Source organism: Bradyrhizobium sp. HKCCYLS20291, from assembly GCF_051167715.1.
GTDB lineage: Bacteria > Pseudomonadota > Alphaproteobacteria > Rhizobiales > Xanthobacteraceae > Bradyrhizobium.
Genome location: NZ_JBNPTO010000002.1, coordinates 672,709 through 688,991 on the forward strand (window position 1 = coordinate 672,709; position 16,283 = coordinate 688,991).

14 protein-coding genes are annotated in these 16,283 nt (G+C 66.7%); 9 read left to right on the top strand and 5 right to left on the bottom strand.

The genetic code is table 11. From position 1 onward, the window contains the following. The first annotated feature begins 72 nt into the window (after positions 1-72). Both ACQR07_RS07245 and ACQR07_RS07250 read left to right on the top strand, forming a co-directional pair. Positions 73-303, top strand: coding sequence for a hypothetical protein (locus tag ACQR07_RS07245; protein WP_434901615.1), 231 nt, complete (start codon positions 73-75; stop codon positions 301-303). 268 nt (positions 304-571) lie between these two features. Beyond that, a complete protein-coding gene (locus ACQR07_RS07250; RefSeq protein ID WP_434901773.1) occupies positions 572-838 on the top strand; it encodes a GCG_CRPN prefix-to-repeats domain-containing protein in 267 nt (88 codons plus the stop codon). Between the two features lie 131 nt (positions 839-969). Here ACQR07_RS07250 and ACQR07_RS07255 read toward each other — a convergent pair whose 3' ends face one another. Next, positions 970-2,391 (bottom strand): FAD-binding oxidoreductase, encoded by a 1,422-nt coding sequence (locus tag ACQR07_RS07255; protein ID WP_434901616.1) that lies wholly within the window; start codon positions 2,389-2,391, stop codon positions 970-972. Between the two features lie 72 nt (positions 2,392-2,463). Here ACQR07_RS07255 and ACQR07_RS07260 point away from each other — a divergent pair, with 72 nt between their 5' ends. Beyond that, positions 2,464-2,985 carry a thioesterase family protein gene (locus ACQR07_RS07260; protein ID WP_434901617.1) on the top strand — a complete coding sequence of 174 codons (522 nt, stop codon included), beginning with the start codon at positions 2,464-2,466 and terminating at the stop codon, positions 2,983-2,985. Positions 2,986-3,018: 33 nt separating this feature from the next. On the opposite strand, the gene ACQR07_RS07265 is transcribed toward ACQR07_RS07260, so the two are convergent. From ACQR07_RS07265 to ACQR07_RS07275, 3 genes are read right to left on the bottom strand one after another with little or no spacing between them, the layout of a single operon-like run. Further along, the gene (locus tag ACQR07_RS07265) at positions 3,019-5,181 is read right to left on the bottom strand and encodes a caspase family protein (RefSeq protein WP_434901618.1); all 2,163 of its coding nucleotides are present in this window, start codon (positions 5,179-5,181) and stop codon (positions 3,019-3,021) included. A gap of 23 nt (positions 5,182-5,204) precedes the next feature. Further along, positions 5,205-6,443 carry a hypothetical protein gene (locus ACQR07_RS07270; RefSeq protein WP_434901619.1) on the bottom strand — a complete coding sequence of 413 codons (1,239 nt, stop codon included), beginning with the start codon at positions 6,441-6,443 and terminating at the stop codon, positions 5,205-5,207. A 58-nt stretch (positions 6,444-6,501) separates the two neighbouring features. After that, the gene (locus tag ACQR07_RS07275) at positions 6,502-8,022 is read right to left on the bottom strand and encodes an amidase (RefSeq protein WP_434901620.1); all 1,521 of its coding nucleotides are present in this window, start codon (positions 8,020-8,022) and stop codon (positions 6,502-6,504) included. A 260-nt stretch (positions 8,023-8,282) separates the two neighbouring features. Here ACQR07_RS07275 and ACQR07_RS07280 point away from each other — a divergent pair, with 260 nt between their 5' ends. The 5 genes from ACQR07_RS07280 to ACQR07_RS07300 all read left to right on the top strand — a co-directional run bounded on the left by ACQR07_RS07280 (position 8,283) and on the right by ACQR07_RS07300 (position 12,990). Continuing rightward, on the top strand, positions 8,283-9,113 hold the full coding sequence (locus ACQR07_RS07280; protein ID WP_434901621.1) for a roadblock/LC7 domain-containing protein: 831 nt from the start codon (positions 8,283-8,285) through the stop codon (positions 9,111-9,113). 54 nt (positions 9,114-9,167) lie between these two features. Then, complete coding sequence (locus tag ACQR07_RS07285) at positions 9,168-9,929, top strand: MBL fold metallo-hydrolase (RefSeq protein ID WP_434901622.1); 762 nt, start codon at positions 9,168-9,170, stop codon at positions 9,927-9,929. 1 nt (position 9,930) lies between these two features. Beyond that, positions 9,931-10,674, top strand: coding sequence for an OmpA family protein (locus ACQR07_RS07290; protein ID WP_434901623.1), 744 nt, complete (start codon positions 9,931-9,933; stop codon positions 10,672-10,674). Beyond that, on the top strand, positions 10,671-11,315 hold the full coding sequence (locus ACQR07_RS07295; RefSeq protein ID WP_434901624.1) for a hypothetical protein: 645 nt from the start codon (positions 10,671-10,673) through the stop codon (positions 11,313-11,315). Before ACQR07_RS07290 ends, ACQR07_RS07295 begins: the two co-directional genes overlap by 4 nt. A gap of 550 nt (positions 11,316-11,865) precedes the next feature. After that, the gene (locus ACQR07_RS07300; RefSeq protein WP_434901625.1) at positions 11,866-12,990 is read left to right on the top strand and encodes an OmpA family protein; all 1,125 of its coding nucleotides are present in this window, start codon (positions 11,866-11,868) and stop codon (positions 12,988-12,990) included. Positions 12,991-13,184: 194 nt separating this feature from the next. On the opposite strand, the gene ACQR07_RS07305 is transcribed toward ACQR07_RS07300, so the two are convergent. Further along, positions 13,185-13,358 carry a DUF1328 domain-containing protein gene (locus ACQR07_RS07305; protein ID WP_008964634.1) on the bottom strand — a complete coding sequence of 58 codons (174 nt, stop codon included), beginning with the start codon at positions 13,356-13,358 and terminating at the stop codon, positions 13,185-13,187. Positions 13,359-13,651: 293 nt separating this feature from the next. Between ACQR07_RS07305 and ACQR07_RS07310 the strand changes: the two genes are divergently transcribed. Beyond that, positions 13,652-16,228: an ATP-dependent helicase gene (locus tag ACQR07_RS07310; RefSeq protein ID WP_434901626.1), complete on the top strand. Its 2,577-nt coding sequence runs from the start codon at positions 13,652-13,654 to the stop codon at positions 16,226-16,228. The last annotated feature ends 55 nt before the right edge of the window (positions 16,229-16,283 follow it).

The window sequence follows — 16,283 nt, forward strand, 5'->3', positions numbered from 1 at the left end:
TCCGGGCAAAGTTCAGCGACGAGAACTCCTCCCGTCATGACGCCCCGAGGCCTACCACAAGGATCATTGTTCATGCGCAAGCTGCTCCCGTTGCTGTTCATCGCCGGCACGATTTCCACCGCACAGGCCCGGGACACGAGCGCCGTGCGCCAGGCTTGCGGCAGCGAGGTGCGCACGCTGTGCGCCGGAATCATGCCGGGCGGCGGCCGCATCAAGCAGTGCATGATCGAGAAGTTCGACAAGCTCTCCGATGGCTGCAGGAATGCGCTGAAGGACGCGAAGGCGCAACAGGGCGGCAAATGAGTCCGCGTGCGGCAGAATGCCCTGCAGGACGAACCAACGGCCGTCGTTCATGTTCCGTGCAGCAAAGAAGCCGTAGTGATCGGGACGCGGCGATGCTGCAGCGATGCGTCGCATGATCAGCAGAAATGCGCGGCATGAACATCGCAGCGCCACCCGCTATGGTATCAGAGCGAGGTTTCGCGACGTCGAAAAAATTGCGAAACCAATTCGCGTGCGACAACGTCTAACGACTGTACTGATTCCCAACCAACGAGAGGACCGCACCGCAATGCGCAATCTGTTCACCTCCGCCCTGCTCGGCGCGACCGTCATGCTGGGTGCATCGGCGGCGCAGGCCTTCACGCTGCCGGCCCAGCCGGCTACCCCCGACAGCAATATCGAAAGCGTGGCCGGCGGCTGTGGTCCGGGCTGGGCCCGTGATCGCTGGGGCAACTGCCGCCCCGCCCCGCGCGCCTATTACGGTTATGGTGGCTTCGGCCCGCGCACCTGCTGGATCCGCCCGACCCCCTACGGGCCGCGCCGGGTCTGCCGCTGATCCGATCCCAAGCAAAAGCGCCGCCGCATCCAGGATGCGGCGGCGTTTTTGTAGTTGAAGATTGTCACAACGGCTTGGATCCGAGCTATCACCGCGCGGACGCTGAGCGAGAGCTCGGGACAGATGTGGACTCAGTTCGCCGGAATGATCTTGCCGGGGTTGAAGATGTTCTGCGGATCGAGCGCCTGCTTGACGGCGCGCATGGCGTCGAGTGCTTCCTGGCCGAGCTCGGACTTCAGATATTTCTGCTTGCCCTGGCCGATGCCGTGCTCGCCGGTGCAGGTGCCGCCCATCGCCTGGGCGCGCTCGACGAGGCGATGCATGAACTCCTCGCCGCGCGCCATCTCGTCGGCATCGTCGACGTCGCACATCAGCGAGCAGTGGAAATTGCCGTCGCCGACATGGCCGACGATCGGCGAGGTCAGATTCAACCGCGCGAGATCCTCTTCGGTCTCGCCGACGCAATCGGCGAGCCGCGAGATCGGCACGCAGACGTCGGTCGCGACCACGCCGGCGCCGGGACGGATCGCCTTGACGGACCAATAGGCGTCGTGCCGCGCCTGCCACAGCTTGGTGCGGTCCTCGGGCTTGGTCGTCCAGCTGAACTCGCCGCCGCCGCATTCCGCAGCGATCTCGGCAAAGTTCTTGGACTGCTCGGCAACCTCGGCCTCGCTGCCATGGAACTCCAGCAGCAGCAGCGGCGTCTCCGGCAAGGTCAGCTTCGAATAGGCATTGCACGCCCGCACCTGCGCCGCGTTGAGCAGCTCGATGCGCGCCATGGGAATGCCGGTCTGGATCGCGAGGATGGTCGCCTGGCAGGCGCCGCGGACGGTCTCGAACGAGCACGCGGCGGCGGCGATCGTCTCGGGAATGCCGCGCAGCCGGATGGTCATCTCGCAGATGATGCCGAGGGTGCCTTCGGCGCCGACGAACAGATGCGTCAGATCATAGCCCGCGGCGGATTTCTTGGCGCGGGTGCCGGTCTTGATGATCTCGCCGTCGCCGCGCACGACCTTCAGCGCCAGCACGTTCTCGCGGATCGTGCCGTAGCGCACCGCATTGGTGCCCGAGGCGCGCGTCGAGGCCATGCCGCCGAGCGAAGCGTCGGCGCCGGGATCGATCGGAAAGAACAGGCCCTGGTCGCGGAGATATTCGTTCAGCGTCTTGCGGGTGATGCCGGGCTGGATCACGCAGTCGAGATCCTCGGCATGCACCTCCAGCACCTTGTTCATGTCGCGCATGTCGATGCAGATGCCGCCGGCGGGTGCATTGACCTGCCCCTCGAGCGAGGTGCCGGTGCCGAACGGAATGATCGGCACGCCCCGGGCAGCACAGATGCGGACGACGTCCTGGATGTCGGCGGTCTCCTGCGCCAGCACGACGCCATCCGGCGGCTGCGTCGGCAGCCAGGTCGTGGTATGGCCATGCTGCTCGCGCACGGCCTGCGAGGTGATGAGCCGGTTGCCGAAGCGGGCCGCGAGCGCGTCGAGCGCGCTTTTTAGCGCCTCCGGCGCCGGCCGTTTCAAATCGTGATGAGGGATCGTCGTCGCCACAGCTTCCTCCGAAAGTTGGGCGGACGGTGGCAAAGGACGCAACGAGGGTCAAGGGAGCAAACGGAAGAGCCGATGAGCGATAATGCAGTGCCCACACATGCAATGCCCGCAGAGCCCGGCGCGGGGCCGTTCCTGTCGTCCATCATGCAGATCGAGCCGCAATGGATCGACTACAACGGCCATCTCAACATGGCCTATTACAACGTGATGTTCGACCGCGCGATCGACCAGATCTGGGCCGAGCTCGGCATCGGCCCGGCCTACATGAAGGAGCGCCACGGCTCGACCTTCACCGCCGAATGCCACGTGCGGTACTTGCGCGAGATCCATCTCGGCGATCCCGTCCAGGTCGCGGTGTGGCTGATCGCCGCCGACGAGAAGCGGCTGCACACCTTCGAGGAGCTGCGCCATGCGGAGGAAGGCTGGATCTCGGCAACCTCCGAGAACATGTCGGTCCACATCGACATGACCAGGCGCAAGGTCGCGCCGTTCCCGCCGGACATCCAGGCCAACATCGCGCGCCTGCTGCAGGCCCATGCCGCGCTGCCGCGGCCGGATGGCCTCGGACGCGCCATCGGTATGCCGAAACGCTGACCTTGCGCTGACGAGACTCCGGCAAGGCGCCGATCATTTGGCTCGCGAGAGCACGTCGGCGGCCGTCAGCGCCGGCGTCGGCGGATCGGCAGTGACGATCCTTGCGAAGCTCGCGAACAGGCTGCCGGAGACGAGATGACGCGCGGCGGTCTCGATTACGCCTAAGGCTCCGGTGAGCGTGGCGGCCTTGGGATCTTCCGGCTTCAACCCACTGCGCCACATCTGCATCTGGGTGACGGCCATGCGTAGGCTTGCTGTCAGCAGCGGCGGGCCCTGCTCGGCGCTCTTCACGAGATACGAGAAAGCCTCGTCCCGGATCGTCGGATCGAGGGCATGCCCCTCGGCGCGCCGCAACAGCGTCTCCGCCCACAGGATGCTGCCATCGGGGAGCCATGGAAACCAGCTCGCCAGATTGCGTGGCCAATCCTGCAGGACATCGAGATTGCCCGAGCGGATCAGCAGGCTCATGGCGATGGCGGCCGCCACCGGCGACTCCACTTTGCGGACGACGATATCGAGCAGATCATCGAGACGGCGGATCTTGAGGCCAGCGGCCGCGAGATCGGAGAAGGCCTCGATGCGCTGCAGCTCCCACAGCGGATGCCAGACCATCCTGCTGGCGGCATCGTCGGCTCGAGGCTCGCCAAGGCGGGCGCTGACCTGTTCCACGGCCCAGTCCCGGCCCTGGCGGCTGAAGCCGACGTCGAGCCGCACGGGGATGGTCAGCGTCGCGTCGCGCGGGATCGCGATGCCGAACGAGACCTCGCCCATGCCCGCGACGCCGAACCACACCGCCCGCCCCTTGCCCGGCGGGATCTCGACGTCGATCCATGAGGTCAGGCTGTCACCGACCTCGTTGCTGCGCCCCTGCGTCAGCTTGAACTCCGCGGGGGCGAGCTTTTCGCCAGTCCACGCGTCGCGGATCGACAACGCGTTCAGGAACGGTCCGGTCACGCTCTCATGACCGAAAATCTCGTGCATGGTCTGGTAGTCCAGCAGATCGCCGCCACTGCCGGGCGCAGCCTCGATCCCCGGCCTCGCCGTGTTGAAGCGGCGCAGCATGATGTCAGCGCGCTTCTTGACGAGGCTGTCGAGCGCGAGCTCGTCGAACTTGATCTCCGGGATCTGCACCGGCTGCGCGGCGGGGCCGCCGGTCGGACCACCAGGCTCGAACGGCGGAGCCGTGTCCGGCGGCGCGGCTTCCGGCGGCGGCACCGGCTCCGCGGTGACCATGGCGGGCGCGCGCTCGGCGACGATCATCGCGCCATCATAGGGAATGCCGGAGGGCTCCACCGGCTGGATCTTGGCGGCGGTGTGGGCCGCGAGCAGCTGGCGGACCCTGTTCTTGACGTGGCTCTCCAGGCTCGCGAACACGAGCCGCCAGGGCGTGCCCTGAGTGTCGTAGGGAATGAATTTGGGCGCCACGCCCTCGAGCGCCTCGAGCAACGCCCGGCCGAAGATCGTGGCGTCCTCGCCAGCCGCCTGGAACGACTGCAGGCCGGACCGGGTCGACTGCAGGCTGATCACCGCGTCCGGGCTCTTGGTTAGATATGGCTGCGGCTTGAGGATCTCATCGCCGACGATGTTGAGGGTCATCGCCAGCGCCGGCGCGTTGCGGCAGGCATCAACGAAGAACAGCGCGCGATCGATGCCCGAGGTCTTCACCGCACGCGCCACCGCCTCGATGGCGACCGCTCGCGCCTCGCTGCCGGCCGCGTCGGGATCGAGGATGTCGGCCGCGAGCAAGGCCGGCGATGCGAGATGCTCGACGCCGTGGCCCGAGAAGAAGAAGAACGCCGTGTTCTCGTCGCCGGTGCGGCCCTTGAAGATGGCGTCCCGCCAAGCCTCGATCGCGGCGCGCAACGTCGCGAAGTCCGGCCGCGCGAAATGACCGTCGGTGATCCGGTTGACCTCTGCCAACTCGCCGGCCGACGGCGCCAGCAGCAGACGGCACGAGGCGATCGGCGCGCCGGCGACGCGGGCAGCATCCCGAAACCAGTCGAACACGCGCGCTGCGGTCACCGCGCTGAGCGCCAGCTGGCCGAGGCCGCCGGAGTTCGGCGCCCTCTGCGGCGCGCTCCCGCCGGAAAGATAGGGATAGTCGCTGATGCCGACGATCAGGGCGTGCGTCCCCGAACTCGGCTTGTCGACGGCGGTCCAGAGGCCTTTGGCGTCGGGCACGGCAATGAGCGGCACGGGGCGACCTCCTTCGCTGCAGATCAGAGCCGCGCCGCGAGCGCCTGGAAGAAGCTCGGCCGCGCCAGATAGCCGGTATGGGCAAAGGCGAGACCGTAGCCGGTCGAATAGTCCTTGTCGGTGACGCCGTCGAACACCGGCGCCATCACGAAGCCGAACAGATCATTGCCGTCGTAATAGTTGGTCCAGTTGCGCACGCCGGCGGGACGCGGCAGCTTGTCCGGCCCGCGTCGATCGGGCTGGCCCTTGAACAGCCTGAGCTCGGCGAACAGCGACACCTGTGAGCCGCAGGTGAACCAATGGTCGATCTCGAGACCGGCAAGCGCGGGATCCTGCGCGGCGAAGTAGGTCACGGCGTCGTACAGCAGCTGGCCGCCCATCGAATGGGTGAGAACGACGATTTTCTCGCCAGTTTGCTGCCGCCGCTCATGCGCACGCTTCAGCGCCGCCAGGACCCGCCGCGGGATCTCGCCCGGCTGGCCGCCCTGCTCGCGCCGGTCGAGGTAGGAGAAGACATCGCCGACGAAGTTGGCGACGAAGCTGTTGATCGTCGGGCGCAGTTCCGCCGCCACCGTCGACAGCGCATCGCCGGGCAGTGCCGCCGCGCGGCCCAGGACCTCCCCGGCCCATTCGGTCCAGTCGGACCAGCCGCCCATGCCGACGAGCGCATCGCCCGCGAGCTCCTGATCGACCGCGGCGAGCAGCGCCTTGGCGCGCGCCGCCTCGCTCTGCTCCTGGGCCACGACCGCGTCCCACTTGGCAGCGACCTCGGCTGCAGCGGCCGCGAGACCGGCCGCGCGCGGCTCGTCTGCAATCGGGTCCGCATAGCCGGCCGGCTGCTGGCTTCGCCGCGACCGCGTCCGCACCGCGAGATAGAAATCGGCCAGGAAATCGGCGCGGCGATCGACAGGGATCGACGACAGCGGCGGTGCCGCGACCGCGGCGCCTGCCGGCGCGGCAGCACCGAGCACAGGACCGGCGTCGACGACCGGAGACGGCTCGAACGCACCGGTGCCGGCCTCGCGCACCTGGCCGAGCGACTCGAAGCCCATCGTGCCGCCCATGCCGAGCAACGCGGTGCGCGGGCGCGAAGCGAGCTTCCAGCGAAAATCGGAGGCCAGATCGCCCCAATAGACCGGCTCGTAGCTCGCCGTATTGCTCTCCGACACCTTGGCACCGAGCCAGCGCAGGAACGGCTTCTCGAGCTGGATGCCATGCTCCGGCGAGCGGACGTTGACGCCGTGAATATAGATGATCGTCATTGACATCTCCCTCGCAACCACAGGCAGTATAGCGAGGGAGACTAACTTCAAAAAGGTCTTACGATGTCTGGGCGGCCGCTGCTGCACCCCCCACCCAATCCGGCAGGCGCTCGAACCACGGCTGAGCCTGCTCGAGCTGGCGGGCCAGCTGCAGCAGCCGGGCCTCGTCGCCGAGCCGGCCGACGAATTGGACGCCGAGCGGCAGGCCGTCGGCGGTCCAGTGCAGCGGCACGCTCATCGCCGGCGTTCCCGTGAGATTGGCGAGTTGCGTGAACGGCACGTATTGCAGGCTATCGCGGGCGATCTTGTCGATCATGCCGTCTAGCGCGCCCCAGCGCGTCAGCATTCCGAGCAAGCCGATGCGATCGAGCATGTCGAGCAGGGTCTGCTCGGCGGTGGACGGATCACCCTGGCCATGCCGGATCGGCGGATGGGCGAGCGTCGGCGTCAGCAGCAGGTCGTAGCGCGCGTGGAAGCGCGCCAGCGCCCGCGCGAACACGTTCCACTTCAACAGCTGCGTCGTCAGCGCGCCGGCCGAGATCGCGCCGCCGAGCGTCGCCAGCACCCGCGTCAACAGCTCGAAATCCTCGCCCTTGGCGCCCTTGCTGCGGGCGTCGGCGACGAACGCTGCGACCTGGCCGAAATAGACGTGCAGGAACGACGTCGCCAGCGCCGCACCGTCGATGTCGGGCGTGGCCTCCTCGACCTCGTGGCCAAGCCCCTGCAGCAGCTTCACGGCATGTTCGACCGCGAGCTTCGCTTCCTGATGCACCTCCGTTCCGATTGGTGAAACGGTGCTGAAACCGATGCGCAGGCGCGGCGGGTCGCGCGTCACCGCATTGGCGAACACCGTGCCAGGCTCGGCAACGAGGAAAGGATCGCCAGGCTCGGCGCCGGCGATGACATCGAGCGCCAGCGCGGTGTCGCGGACGCTGCGCGAGATCACGCCCTCGCTCGACGCGCCATACCAGTACTCGCCGAAGCCCGGCCCGGACGAGATCAAGCCGCGCGACGGCTTCAGGCCGAACAGGCCACAGCAGGCGGCCGGGATCCGGATCGAGCCGCCGCCATCATTGCCGGCCGCCATCGGCACGACGCCCGATGCGACAGCCGCGGCAGCGCCGCCGCTGGAGCCGCCCGGCGTGTGCGCACCATTCCAGGGATTGTTGACCCGGCCGAAGGCGCGCGAATCCGAGACGCCCTTCAGCGCCAGCTCCGGCAGGTTGGTCTTGCCGAAGATCACGAGGCCGGCAGCGAGATAGCGGCGCACGACATGGGCATGATCGCCGGCGACGACGCGCGACAGCGCCTTGCTGCCATAGGCCGTCGGCAAGCCGGCATAATCCTGCGCACAATCCTTGATCAGGAACGGCACGCCGGTGAACGGACCAGCCGCCGGCTTTGCCAGCTGCGCGCGCGCCTCGCGCTCCATCAGCGCACAGATGGCATTGGTGCGCGGCTGGGCGCGCGCGTTCTGCGCAAGAGCAAGCTGCAGCAGCTCAGCCGCGCTGGTCTCACCTTTTTTCACCGCTTCGGCCAGCGCCGTCGCGTCGCGCTGCAGATAGTCCTGAACGTTCACATTGCTCTCCCGAACTGCAACGGACAGCCATCATCGTAGCTGATTCTGGCTGCAACAGCGGCGCACTCGCAGCGATCACGGCGATAATGCGGCCTAATCAGGACGGACACGGCGGTGTGGCGACCTCTGTCAGCCAATTCCATGGCAGGACTGTGCCAGATGATCGCGATTTTCTTCAATTTGATTCAGATCATTCGTGGCGTCCCTTGTGACGACCTAACGTTACGCACCGTTGGTTGCGTAGAGTGGTCAAGAGAGCGATGGGACGTCTCGCAAGCCTGCTGAGCAGAGCGCATGGACCCCACGAGGATGCTTCAGCCATCCCCGTGACCACCGCCGACTACTTCATCGTGCTGTCGCGCGCGATGGAGAACCTGCCGGAAGCGACGCCCGAACGCCGGGCCGAAGTCTATCAATCGGCGCGCCAAGCGCTGGTGGCCCAGCTTCAGGCCATGGATCCGCCGGTCTCAAGATCGCGCATCAAGGCCGAGCAGCGCGCGCTCGACGACGCCGTCGAGACGATCGAGACCCGCGCGCTGACGGTGCCGGACGACGATCCCGACCAGGCGACGCTCGCCCCCGACGAGCCGCTTCATTCAATTGCTGCCCCATCCGACATTTCCCACGCGTCCGTTTCGACAGCCCACACTGACGACCAGGATCCCACCATGGCTCAAACTCAGTTTCATTCCAGGTTTACCCCGCGCGCCATCGAGGAGAAGCCGATGTCACGACTCGATGAAATCAACCGGGTGCTGCGCAAGCTGCAGAGCGATTCGTTCGGCGTCGAGGCCTGCGCCCTGATCTCGGAGGACGGGCTGATGATCGCCAGCGTGCTCGCCGCCGACATGGAGGAGACGCGGGTCGCCGGCATGACCGCGACCTTGCTCTCGCTCGGGGGGCGCGCCGCGATGGAGCTCGGCCGCAGCCATCTGCAGGAAGTGATCATCCGCGGCGAGTCCGGCTATGCGGTGCTGGTCAGCGCCGGCCGCGGCGCGCTGCTGCTCGCGCTGACCAACGAGAACAGCAAGCTGGGCTTGACCTTCTTCGACATGCGCGAGGCCGTCCGGTCGCTTCAGAAAGTGCTGTAGCGCAGTCGTATTACACGTGAGCCGGCGCGCGTTGCGCCGGCGGGAGTAGCGTACATGGCCAATACCGTCCTCTATGACGACGGCGTCCACAAGAACATCCTGCTGGAGGATTTCAGCGCCGGCGATCTCGCGGTGCAGGCGAACCAGCACCTGATCATCCACGACCGCGTCGGCATGCTGCTCGATCCCGGCGGCCACAAGGTCTATTCGCGGGTGCTGGGCGAGACCTTCAGCGAGCTGTCGGGCGGCCGGCTGAAATATCTGTTCCTGTCGCACCAGGATCCCGACATCGTCGCGGCGATCAACGGCTGGCTGATGACCACGGATGCAGACGCCTACATCTCCGCGCTGTGGACCCGTTTCGTGCCGCATTTTGGCTTCGACCACATCGTCGCCGACCGGCTGAAGCCGATCCCCGACGAGGGCATGGTGTTCGACCTTGCCGGCTGCAAGCTCTACGCGCTGCCGGCGCACTTCCTGCATAGCGAGGGCAATTTCCAGCTCTACGATCCGATCTCCAAGATCCTCTACAGCGGCGACCTCGGCGCCTCGATCGGCGTTGACTACACGGTCACGCGCGACTTCAAGGCGCATACCCGCTTCATGGAAGGCTTTCACCGCCGCTACATGGTGTCGAACCGCGTCATGAAGGCGTGGGCGCAGATGGTGCGGCCGCTCGATATCGAGATCATCGCGCCACAACATGGCGCGCTGTTTCCGGACGCGGCGATGTCGCGCCAGTTCATCGAATGGTGCGCCGGCCTCGAGTGCGGCATCGACCTGATCACGCCGAAGTTCAAGGTGCCGGCGGGCTGACATGCTGGCGCCCTCCCCCAATGCCGCGTTCCCAGCGCCAGCGGCGCGCGCCGGTGCGTATGTCGTGGCCGGCGAGGATGCCCCGGTCTGGCTCGCTGCCGCCTTTGCCGTCGCGGGCACGCTGGTCGCCATCATGTCGGCCGCGTTGTGGCAACAGGCCCCGGCTGCGCCGCAAGTGGTGGCCGCGATCCCGGCACCACAGCCGATCGTCGCCGAACCGGCACGGAGACCGCCCGAGCCCCCGTCGCCTCTCCCCGCTCTGATCGTCGCGCCTCCGATGCCGTTGCCTTCCGCCACTCCGGCCGAGCCTCCCGCTGCCCCCGCCGCACCGGCGGCGCGCGCCGAGCCGCCGAGCGCCGCGCAGGCGAGCACCGAATGTTTCGCGCCACTGGAGATCGCGTTCGAGCGCGGCAGCACGCGACCGAATCCGGCCGACATGAAGCGTTCGCGTGCCATCCTGCAGAAGGCGCTGTCACGGCACGCCGACGCGACCCTCGTGATCGAGGGACATGCCGATGCCAGCGGCAGCGAGGATCTCAACGTGCTGCTGAGCTATTCGCGCGCCAAGGCCGTCGCCGAGCTGTTGCGGAAGGACGGCATCCCGGCCCAGCAGATCGCGGTGCGCGCCGCAGGCGCCGGCGCGGCGCATGGCGATGCCGAGGCGGTCGCCGCGGACCGCAAGGCACTGCTGCGCATTGCCGGCGTCGACGATTGCGATCACCTCACCGAGGCCAAGCGACCATGACGATCTATGCCATCGTGAGCGGCCTGGGCGCCGCCATCCTGCTGCTGACCGCCGGCTATCTGTTCGGCGTCCGGCGGGGCGTGCTCGCGCGCGATCAATTGCGCCGGCAGGTGCAATTGCAGGCCACGAGCCTCGATCAGTTGCAGGAGCAGAGCAGCCACGACGCGACCGAGCGCGAGACCAGCCTGCGCAGCGCGATCGAGGACGTGCTGGCGCCGCTGGTCGAGCGCGAGCGCATCTCGCTCGACCTGGCGCAGCTGGCAAGCCGCCCGGGCCGCCGGCGCGAGCTGGTGCCGCTGCTCGACAGGATCGCCGAGGTCGGCCGCTTCGAAACCGTGCTGTTGACGAACGAGGAAGGCTTGCCGCTCGCGGCCAATACGGCCGGGCGTCACACCGAACGGCTGGCCGCGGCCGCGACGCGGCTGTCGCTGGTCGCCGAAAAGGTCAGTGGCGAGCACGATGTGGCGCCGCTGTCCGTGATGCTGCGCGACGCCTCGGAGGCGACGACGCTGTGCCGGATCTTCCGCGTGCAGGACCAGACGCTGACCTTGACCGCGCTTTCCAATGATCCGCGCCTCGCCTCGGTGGCGCTCGATCCCGCCCTCGCCAAGGTTCAGGTGGCGCTGACGGCGCCGGCCTGATCGAGCGGAAACGCAAAGGGCGCAGCACCTCTTTCGAGGCACTGCGCCCTTCGCCGGCCTCACGCGGCAAACGATTTCACCGACCCTGCCGAAGTCACACTTTCAGCGAATATCGTACAACATCCGGGCGGCGCCTCCATATACCGCGGATCCGACCGCCATAATCTGGGCGACGAAATGCGATCGCCGCCGCAATGCGCAGCCGCCGCAATCGTATTGAGTCCAACAGGATCAGGCGAGCGGGGACCGGCCAGTGCGACGCCCCTGGCGCATTCGAAATCCAGCGAAGGTGTGGCGAGTCTGTGCCAGACCCTCCGTTGAGCGCAAAATTCGTGCGACTTGAAAATCCACCAACCCCGGTTGAGCGACCTGCTTTCGACAAGAAATTCCTCAATCATTCCACAGGTTGGGATCTGTCTTCTGACGAGAGCGCGTCGTGTTTCTTCGCAAGGGCCCGATCGGGCTCGCACTTTGCTGGCTGATCGTCGCGTGTCCGGCTCCAGCGATCCGGGCGCTGGAGATCTCGCCGTCGGCACAGGCGACGCCGCCGTTGGCAGCGATCGCGCCTCCTCCGACGCCCGTGCCGCTCGAGAATGCGCTGTCGAAAGCGGCCCATGACCTGCTGTCCAAGTTCAAGGACGACGCTGCGCAGGGCCAACTCGAACTGGTGATCGACCCGTTGATCGACGGCGTCACGCGGGTGCAATCGGCAGCAACGCTACTGGAGCAGCAACGCATCACCGCGCTCATCGCGGCGAACTACCCGCGGATCCGCACGCTGCCGTTCACGGTGGCCTCGCTGTTACGAAAGCCGCTGGTCCTGATCGGCACCCTCACCCCGATCAACAACGACGGCTTGCCCACGGGCCCCCGCGATGCCTACCGGATCTGCCTTGCGATCGCCGACTTGAACCGTAACACGGTCGTCTCAAAGGGCGTCGCGCGCGCGCTGCCCGACGACGTCGATCCGACACCGGTCCCCTTCTTCAAGGATAGCCCGGTCCACACCAAGGACCCGGCCACCGAGGCCTATGTGAAAAGCTGCCAGGGCGCCAAGCCGGGCGACGCCGTCGACCAGACCTACACCAATCACATCCTCGCCTCGGCTCAGGTCAACGAGGGAATCGAGGCCTACAACGCCGGCCGCTACAAGGCCGCGCTCGAACTCTATCAGACTGCGCTGCGGATGGAGGGGGGCGAGCAGCTGCGTATCTACAGCGGAATCTACCTGTCGGCCCTTAAACTCGGCCGCACGCAACTCGCCATGCAGGCATTCGACCGGCTGCTCGATTTCGGGCTGAAGAACAGCGATCGGCTCGCGATCAAGTTCCTGTTCAAGCCGGGCACGACGTTGTTCTACTCCGATCCAGAGGCGCGCGCGCCCTATCAGGCCTGGATCGGCAAGATCGCGCAACGAACTGCCGCCAACCATGTCTGCCTCGAAGTGGTTGGTCATACCAGCGCGACGGGATATTCCGGCATCAATGACCGGCTGTCCATCCTGCGCGCCGCTTATATCAGGGATCAGGTGCAGGCCCAGGACAGGAGCCTGGAGGGTCGACTGATCGCCAGCGGCCGCGGGTCCCGCGAAATGATTGTCGGAACCGGCCGCGACGATCCGAGCGACGCACTCGACCGTCGCGTCGAACTCAGGATCATCAACTGTTTGAGCTGATCCGGATCGATTCGTCGGCGCAAACGGACCGCGCTCTCCAATCATCCGCGCCTCGGTGGCGCTTGATCCCGTCCTTGCCAAGGTTCAGGTGGCGCTGACGGCGCCAGCCCGAGGGTGCGAAAACGCAAAGGGCGCAGCACCTCTTTCGAGGCACTGCGCCCTTCGCCGACCTCATTGTCAGGGGATGAGGCCGACTACACGCGGGTGCGGCCGCGGGCGAGGCCCACGACGGCCGACACCAGAAACAGCACGATGGCGATGAAGAAGATGATCTTGGCGATCTCGATGGAGGCACCGGCGACGCCGCCGAAGCCGAGGATGCCGGCGATCAATGCGATAACCAGGAAGGTAACGACCCAGCCTAACATGACACGACCTCTGTCTCTCGATTGCGGTTCAAAGCGACGCGGAGCAAGCGCCGTTGCCTGAACAATCGTGGCTGGGAACAATGGTTCCGCCGGATTCAGCCGGTAAAAATTCATGGTTTGCCGGAACATTCGTTCGTTGGCGCGCGGGATGATGTCCCGGGCCGCCCGCATTTAGGGCTGTAAAACACTCCGGACGGCCCCATATCACCGTCAATCCCTGCTATGAGGGCTCCTTCCTGCAGACCTCTTGATACCGCCCTATGATGCGGTCAGAGGACGAGACTGATTCGCTGATGACCGAGCCGAACCGCGTGAGCCCGCTTCCTGCGCCTGACCACCAGCCCGTTGCCGGCGGCATCGCCGCGCGCGCCCGCGCCGCCGCGACCGGCGGTGCGCGCTATCTCGGGGGCCTCAATCCGGAGCAGCGTGACGCGGTGGAGACACTCGACGGCCCGGTGCTGGTGCTGGCCGGCGCGGGCACCGGCAAGACCCGCGTGCTGACGACCCGCATCGCGCACATCCTGAGCATGGGCCGCGCCCGCCCGGGTGAGATCCTGTCGGTGACCTTCACCAACAAGGCCGCGCGCGAGATGAAGACGCGGCTCGCCGAGATGCTGGGCCAGGCCGTCGAAGGCATGCCGTGGCTCGGCACCTTCCATTCGATCGCCGGCCGCATCCTGCGCAGCCATGCCGAGCTTGTGCAGCTCAAGTCCAACTTCACCGTGCTCGATGTCGACGACCAGATCCGGCTGCTCAAGCAGCTGTTGCAGGCCGAGAACATCGACGACAAGCGCTGGCCGGCACGCATGCTGGCCGGCCTGATCGACGGCTGGAAGAACCGCGGCCTGGCACCGTCGCAGGTGCCCTCGGGCGAAGCCGCCGTGTTCGGCAACGGCAAGGGCGGCAAGCTCTATGCGAGCTATCAGGAGCGGCTGAAGATCCTCAACGCCGCCGATTTCGGCGACCTGCTGCTCGAGAACATCCGGCTGTTTCGCGAGAACCAGGACGTGCTGCGGCAGTATCAGAGCCGGTTCAAGTTCATCCTGGTCGACGAGTATCAGGACACCAACGTCGCGCAATATCTGTGGCTGCGGCTGCTGTCGCAGGCGCCATCGTCTGGCTCGTCATTGCCGGGCTCGACCCGGCAATCCATCGCTGCGTCGGAAGAAGATGGATCACCGGGTCTCGACGCTGCGCGTCGGCCCGGCGATGACGACAGAGGTGTTGCCGCGCCTGGGTCTGCGCCCGCGCCCAAGAACATCTGCTGCGTCGGCGACGACGATCAGTCGATCTATGGCTGGCGCGGCGCCGAGGTCGACAACATCCTGCGCTTCGAGCACGATTTCCCCGGCGCCAAGGTCATTCGCCTGGAGCGCAACTACCGCTCGACCGGCCACATCCTCGCCGCCGCCTCACACCTGATCACGCACAACGAAGGCCGGCTCGGCAAGACGCTGCACACCGAGGATGTCGAGGGCGAAAAGGTCACCGTCACCGGCGCGTGGGATTCGGAAGAGGAAGCGCGCGGCATCGGCGAGGAGATCGAGGAGCTGCAGCGCAAGGGCGAGCATCTCAACGACATCGCCATCCTGGTGCGCGCGTCCTATCAGATGCGCGAGTTCGAAGACCGTTTCGTCACGCTCGGCCTGCCCTATCGCGTCATCGGCGGCCCGCGCTTCTACGAGCGCGCCGAAATCCGCGATGCGCTGGCTTATCTACGTGTCATCAACTCGCCGGCCGACGACCTCGCTTTTGAGCGCATCGTCAACGTGCCCAAGCGCGGCCTCGGCGATGCCACGGTGCAGATGCTGCACGACCACGCGCGCAAGCGCCGCATCCCGCTGTTCGAGGCGGCGCGCGCGGTGGTCGAGACCGACGAGCTGAAGCCGAAGGCACGCGGCTCGCTGCGCGGACTGATCCTGCAGTTCGAGCGCTGGCGCGCCCAGCGCGAGGTGACGCCGCACACCGAGCTCGCCGAGATCGTGCTCGACGAGAGCGGCTACACCGAGATGTGGCAGAAGGACCGCTCGGCCGACGCGGCCGGCCGGCTCGACAATTTGAAAGAGCTCGTCCGCTCGATGGAGGAGTTCGAGAACCTGCACGGCTTCCTCGAACACATCTCGCTGGTGATGGACCGCGAGGGCAGCGCCGACGAAGAGGCGGTGTCGCTGATGACCCTGCACTCCGCCAAGGGCCTCGAGTTCGACAACGTGTTCCTGCCGGGCTGGGAGGAAGGCCTGTTTCCGAGCCAGCGCACCCTCGACGAGCAGGGCCGCGCCGGCCTCGAAGAAGAGCGCCGCCTCGCCCATGTCGGCCTGACCCGGGCACGCCGTCGCGCCAAGATCTACTTCGCGACCAACCGCCGTATCCACGGCACCTGGACGACGACGATCCCGTCACGCTTCCTCGACGAGTTGCCGACCGCAAGCGTCGAGATCACGGAATCCAAGGGCGGCTCGGGCTGGGGCGGCGCCGGCGGCTACGGCCCGTCGCGCTTCGACAATGTCGAATCGTTCGGGTCGAGCTATTCCACGCCCGGCTGGCAGCGCGCACAGGCGCGCCGTCCCGGCACGCGCGGCCCGTCGGACGGCGGCTTCCAGGAAGAACAATCGCCGTTCTCGGGGCGCGATCCGTTCGGCGGCGGCTTCGGCGGTAATTTTGGCCGCAACAAGCGCGGGCCGCTGACCATCGAGGGCGAACTGGTGGCGAAATCCACCGGCACCACGTCGGAGTTCGGGCGTGGCGACCGCGTGTTTCACCAGAAGTTCGGCTACGGCCACGTGATCAAGGTCGATGGCAACAAGCTGACCATCGCTTTCGACAAGGCCGGCGAGAAGCACGTCGTCGACAGCTTCGTGCAGCGGGCGTGACCTGTCGGCCACGGTGCGCTCATCGTGATGTGGCCGGCGCCGATTGTGGCAATCG

Excerpts from the sequence above, each read along its gene's own strand:
- ACQR07_RS07245 (WP_434901615.1), top strand. The coding sequence starts at position 73 with ATGCGCAAGCTGCTCCCGTTGCTGTTCATCGCCGGCACGATTTCCACC.
- ACQR07_RS07250 (WP_434901773.1), top strand. The coding sequence starts at position 572 with ATGCGCAATCTGTTCACCTCCGCCCTGCTCGGCGCGACCGTCATGCTG.
- ACQR07_RS07260 (WP_434901617.1), top strand. The coding sequence starts at position 2,464 with ATGAGCGATAATGCAGTGCCCACACATGCAATGCCCGCAGAGCCCGGC.
- ACQR07_RS07270 (WP_434901619.1), bottom strand. The coding sequence starts at position 6,443 with ATGACGATCATCTATATTCACGGCGTCAACGTCCGCTCGCCGGAGCAT.
- ACQR07_RS07280 (WP_434901621.1), top strand. The coding sequence starts at position 8,283 with ATGGGACGTCTCGCAAGCCTGCTGAGCAGAGCGCATGGACCCCACGAG.
- ACQR07_RS07285 (WP_434901622.1), top strand. The coding sequence starts at position 9,168 with ATGGCCAATACCGTCCTCTATGACGACGGCGTCCACAAGAACATCCTG.
- ACQR07_RS07290 (WP_434901623.1), top strand. The coding sequence starts at position 9,931 with ATGCTGGCGCCCTCCCCCAATGCCGCGTTCCCAGCGCCAGCGGCGCGC.
- ACQR07_RS07295 (WP_434901624.1), top strand. The coding sequence starts at position 10,671 with ATGACGATCTATGCCATCGTGAGCGGCCTGGGCGCCGCCATCCTGCTG.
- ACQR07_RS07305 (WP_008964634.1), bottom strand. The coding sequence starts at position 13,358 with ATGTTAGGCTGGGTCGTTACCTTCCTGGTTATCGCATTGATCGCCGGC.
- ACQR07_RS07310 (WP_434901626.1), top strand. The coding sequence starts at position 13,652 with ATGACCGAGCCGAACCGCGTGAGCCCGCTTCCTGCGCCTGACCACCAG.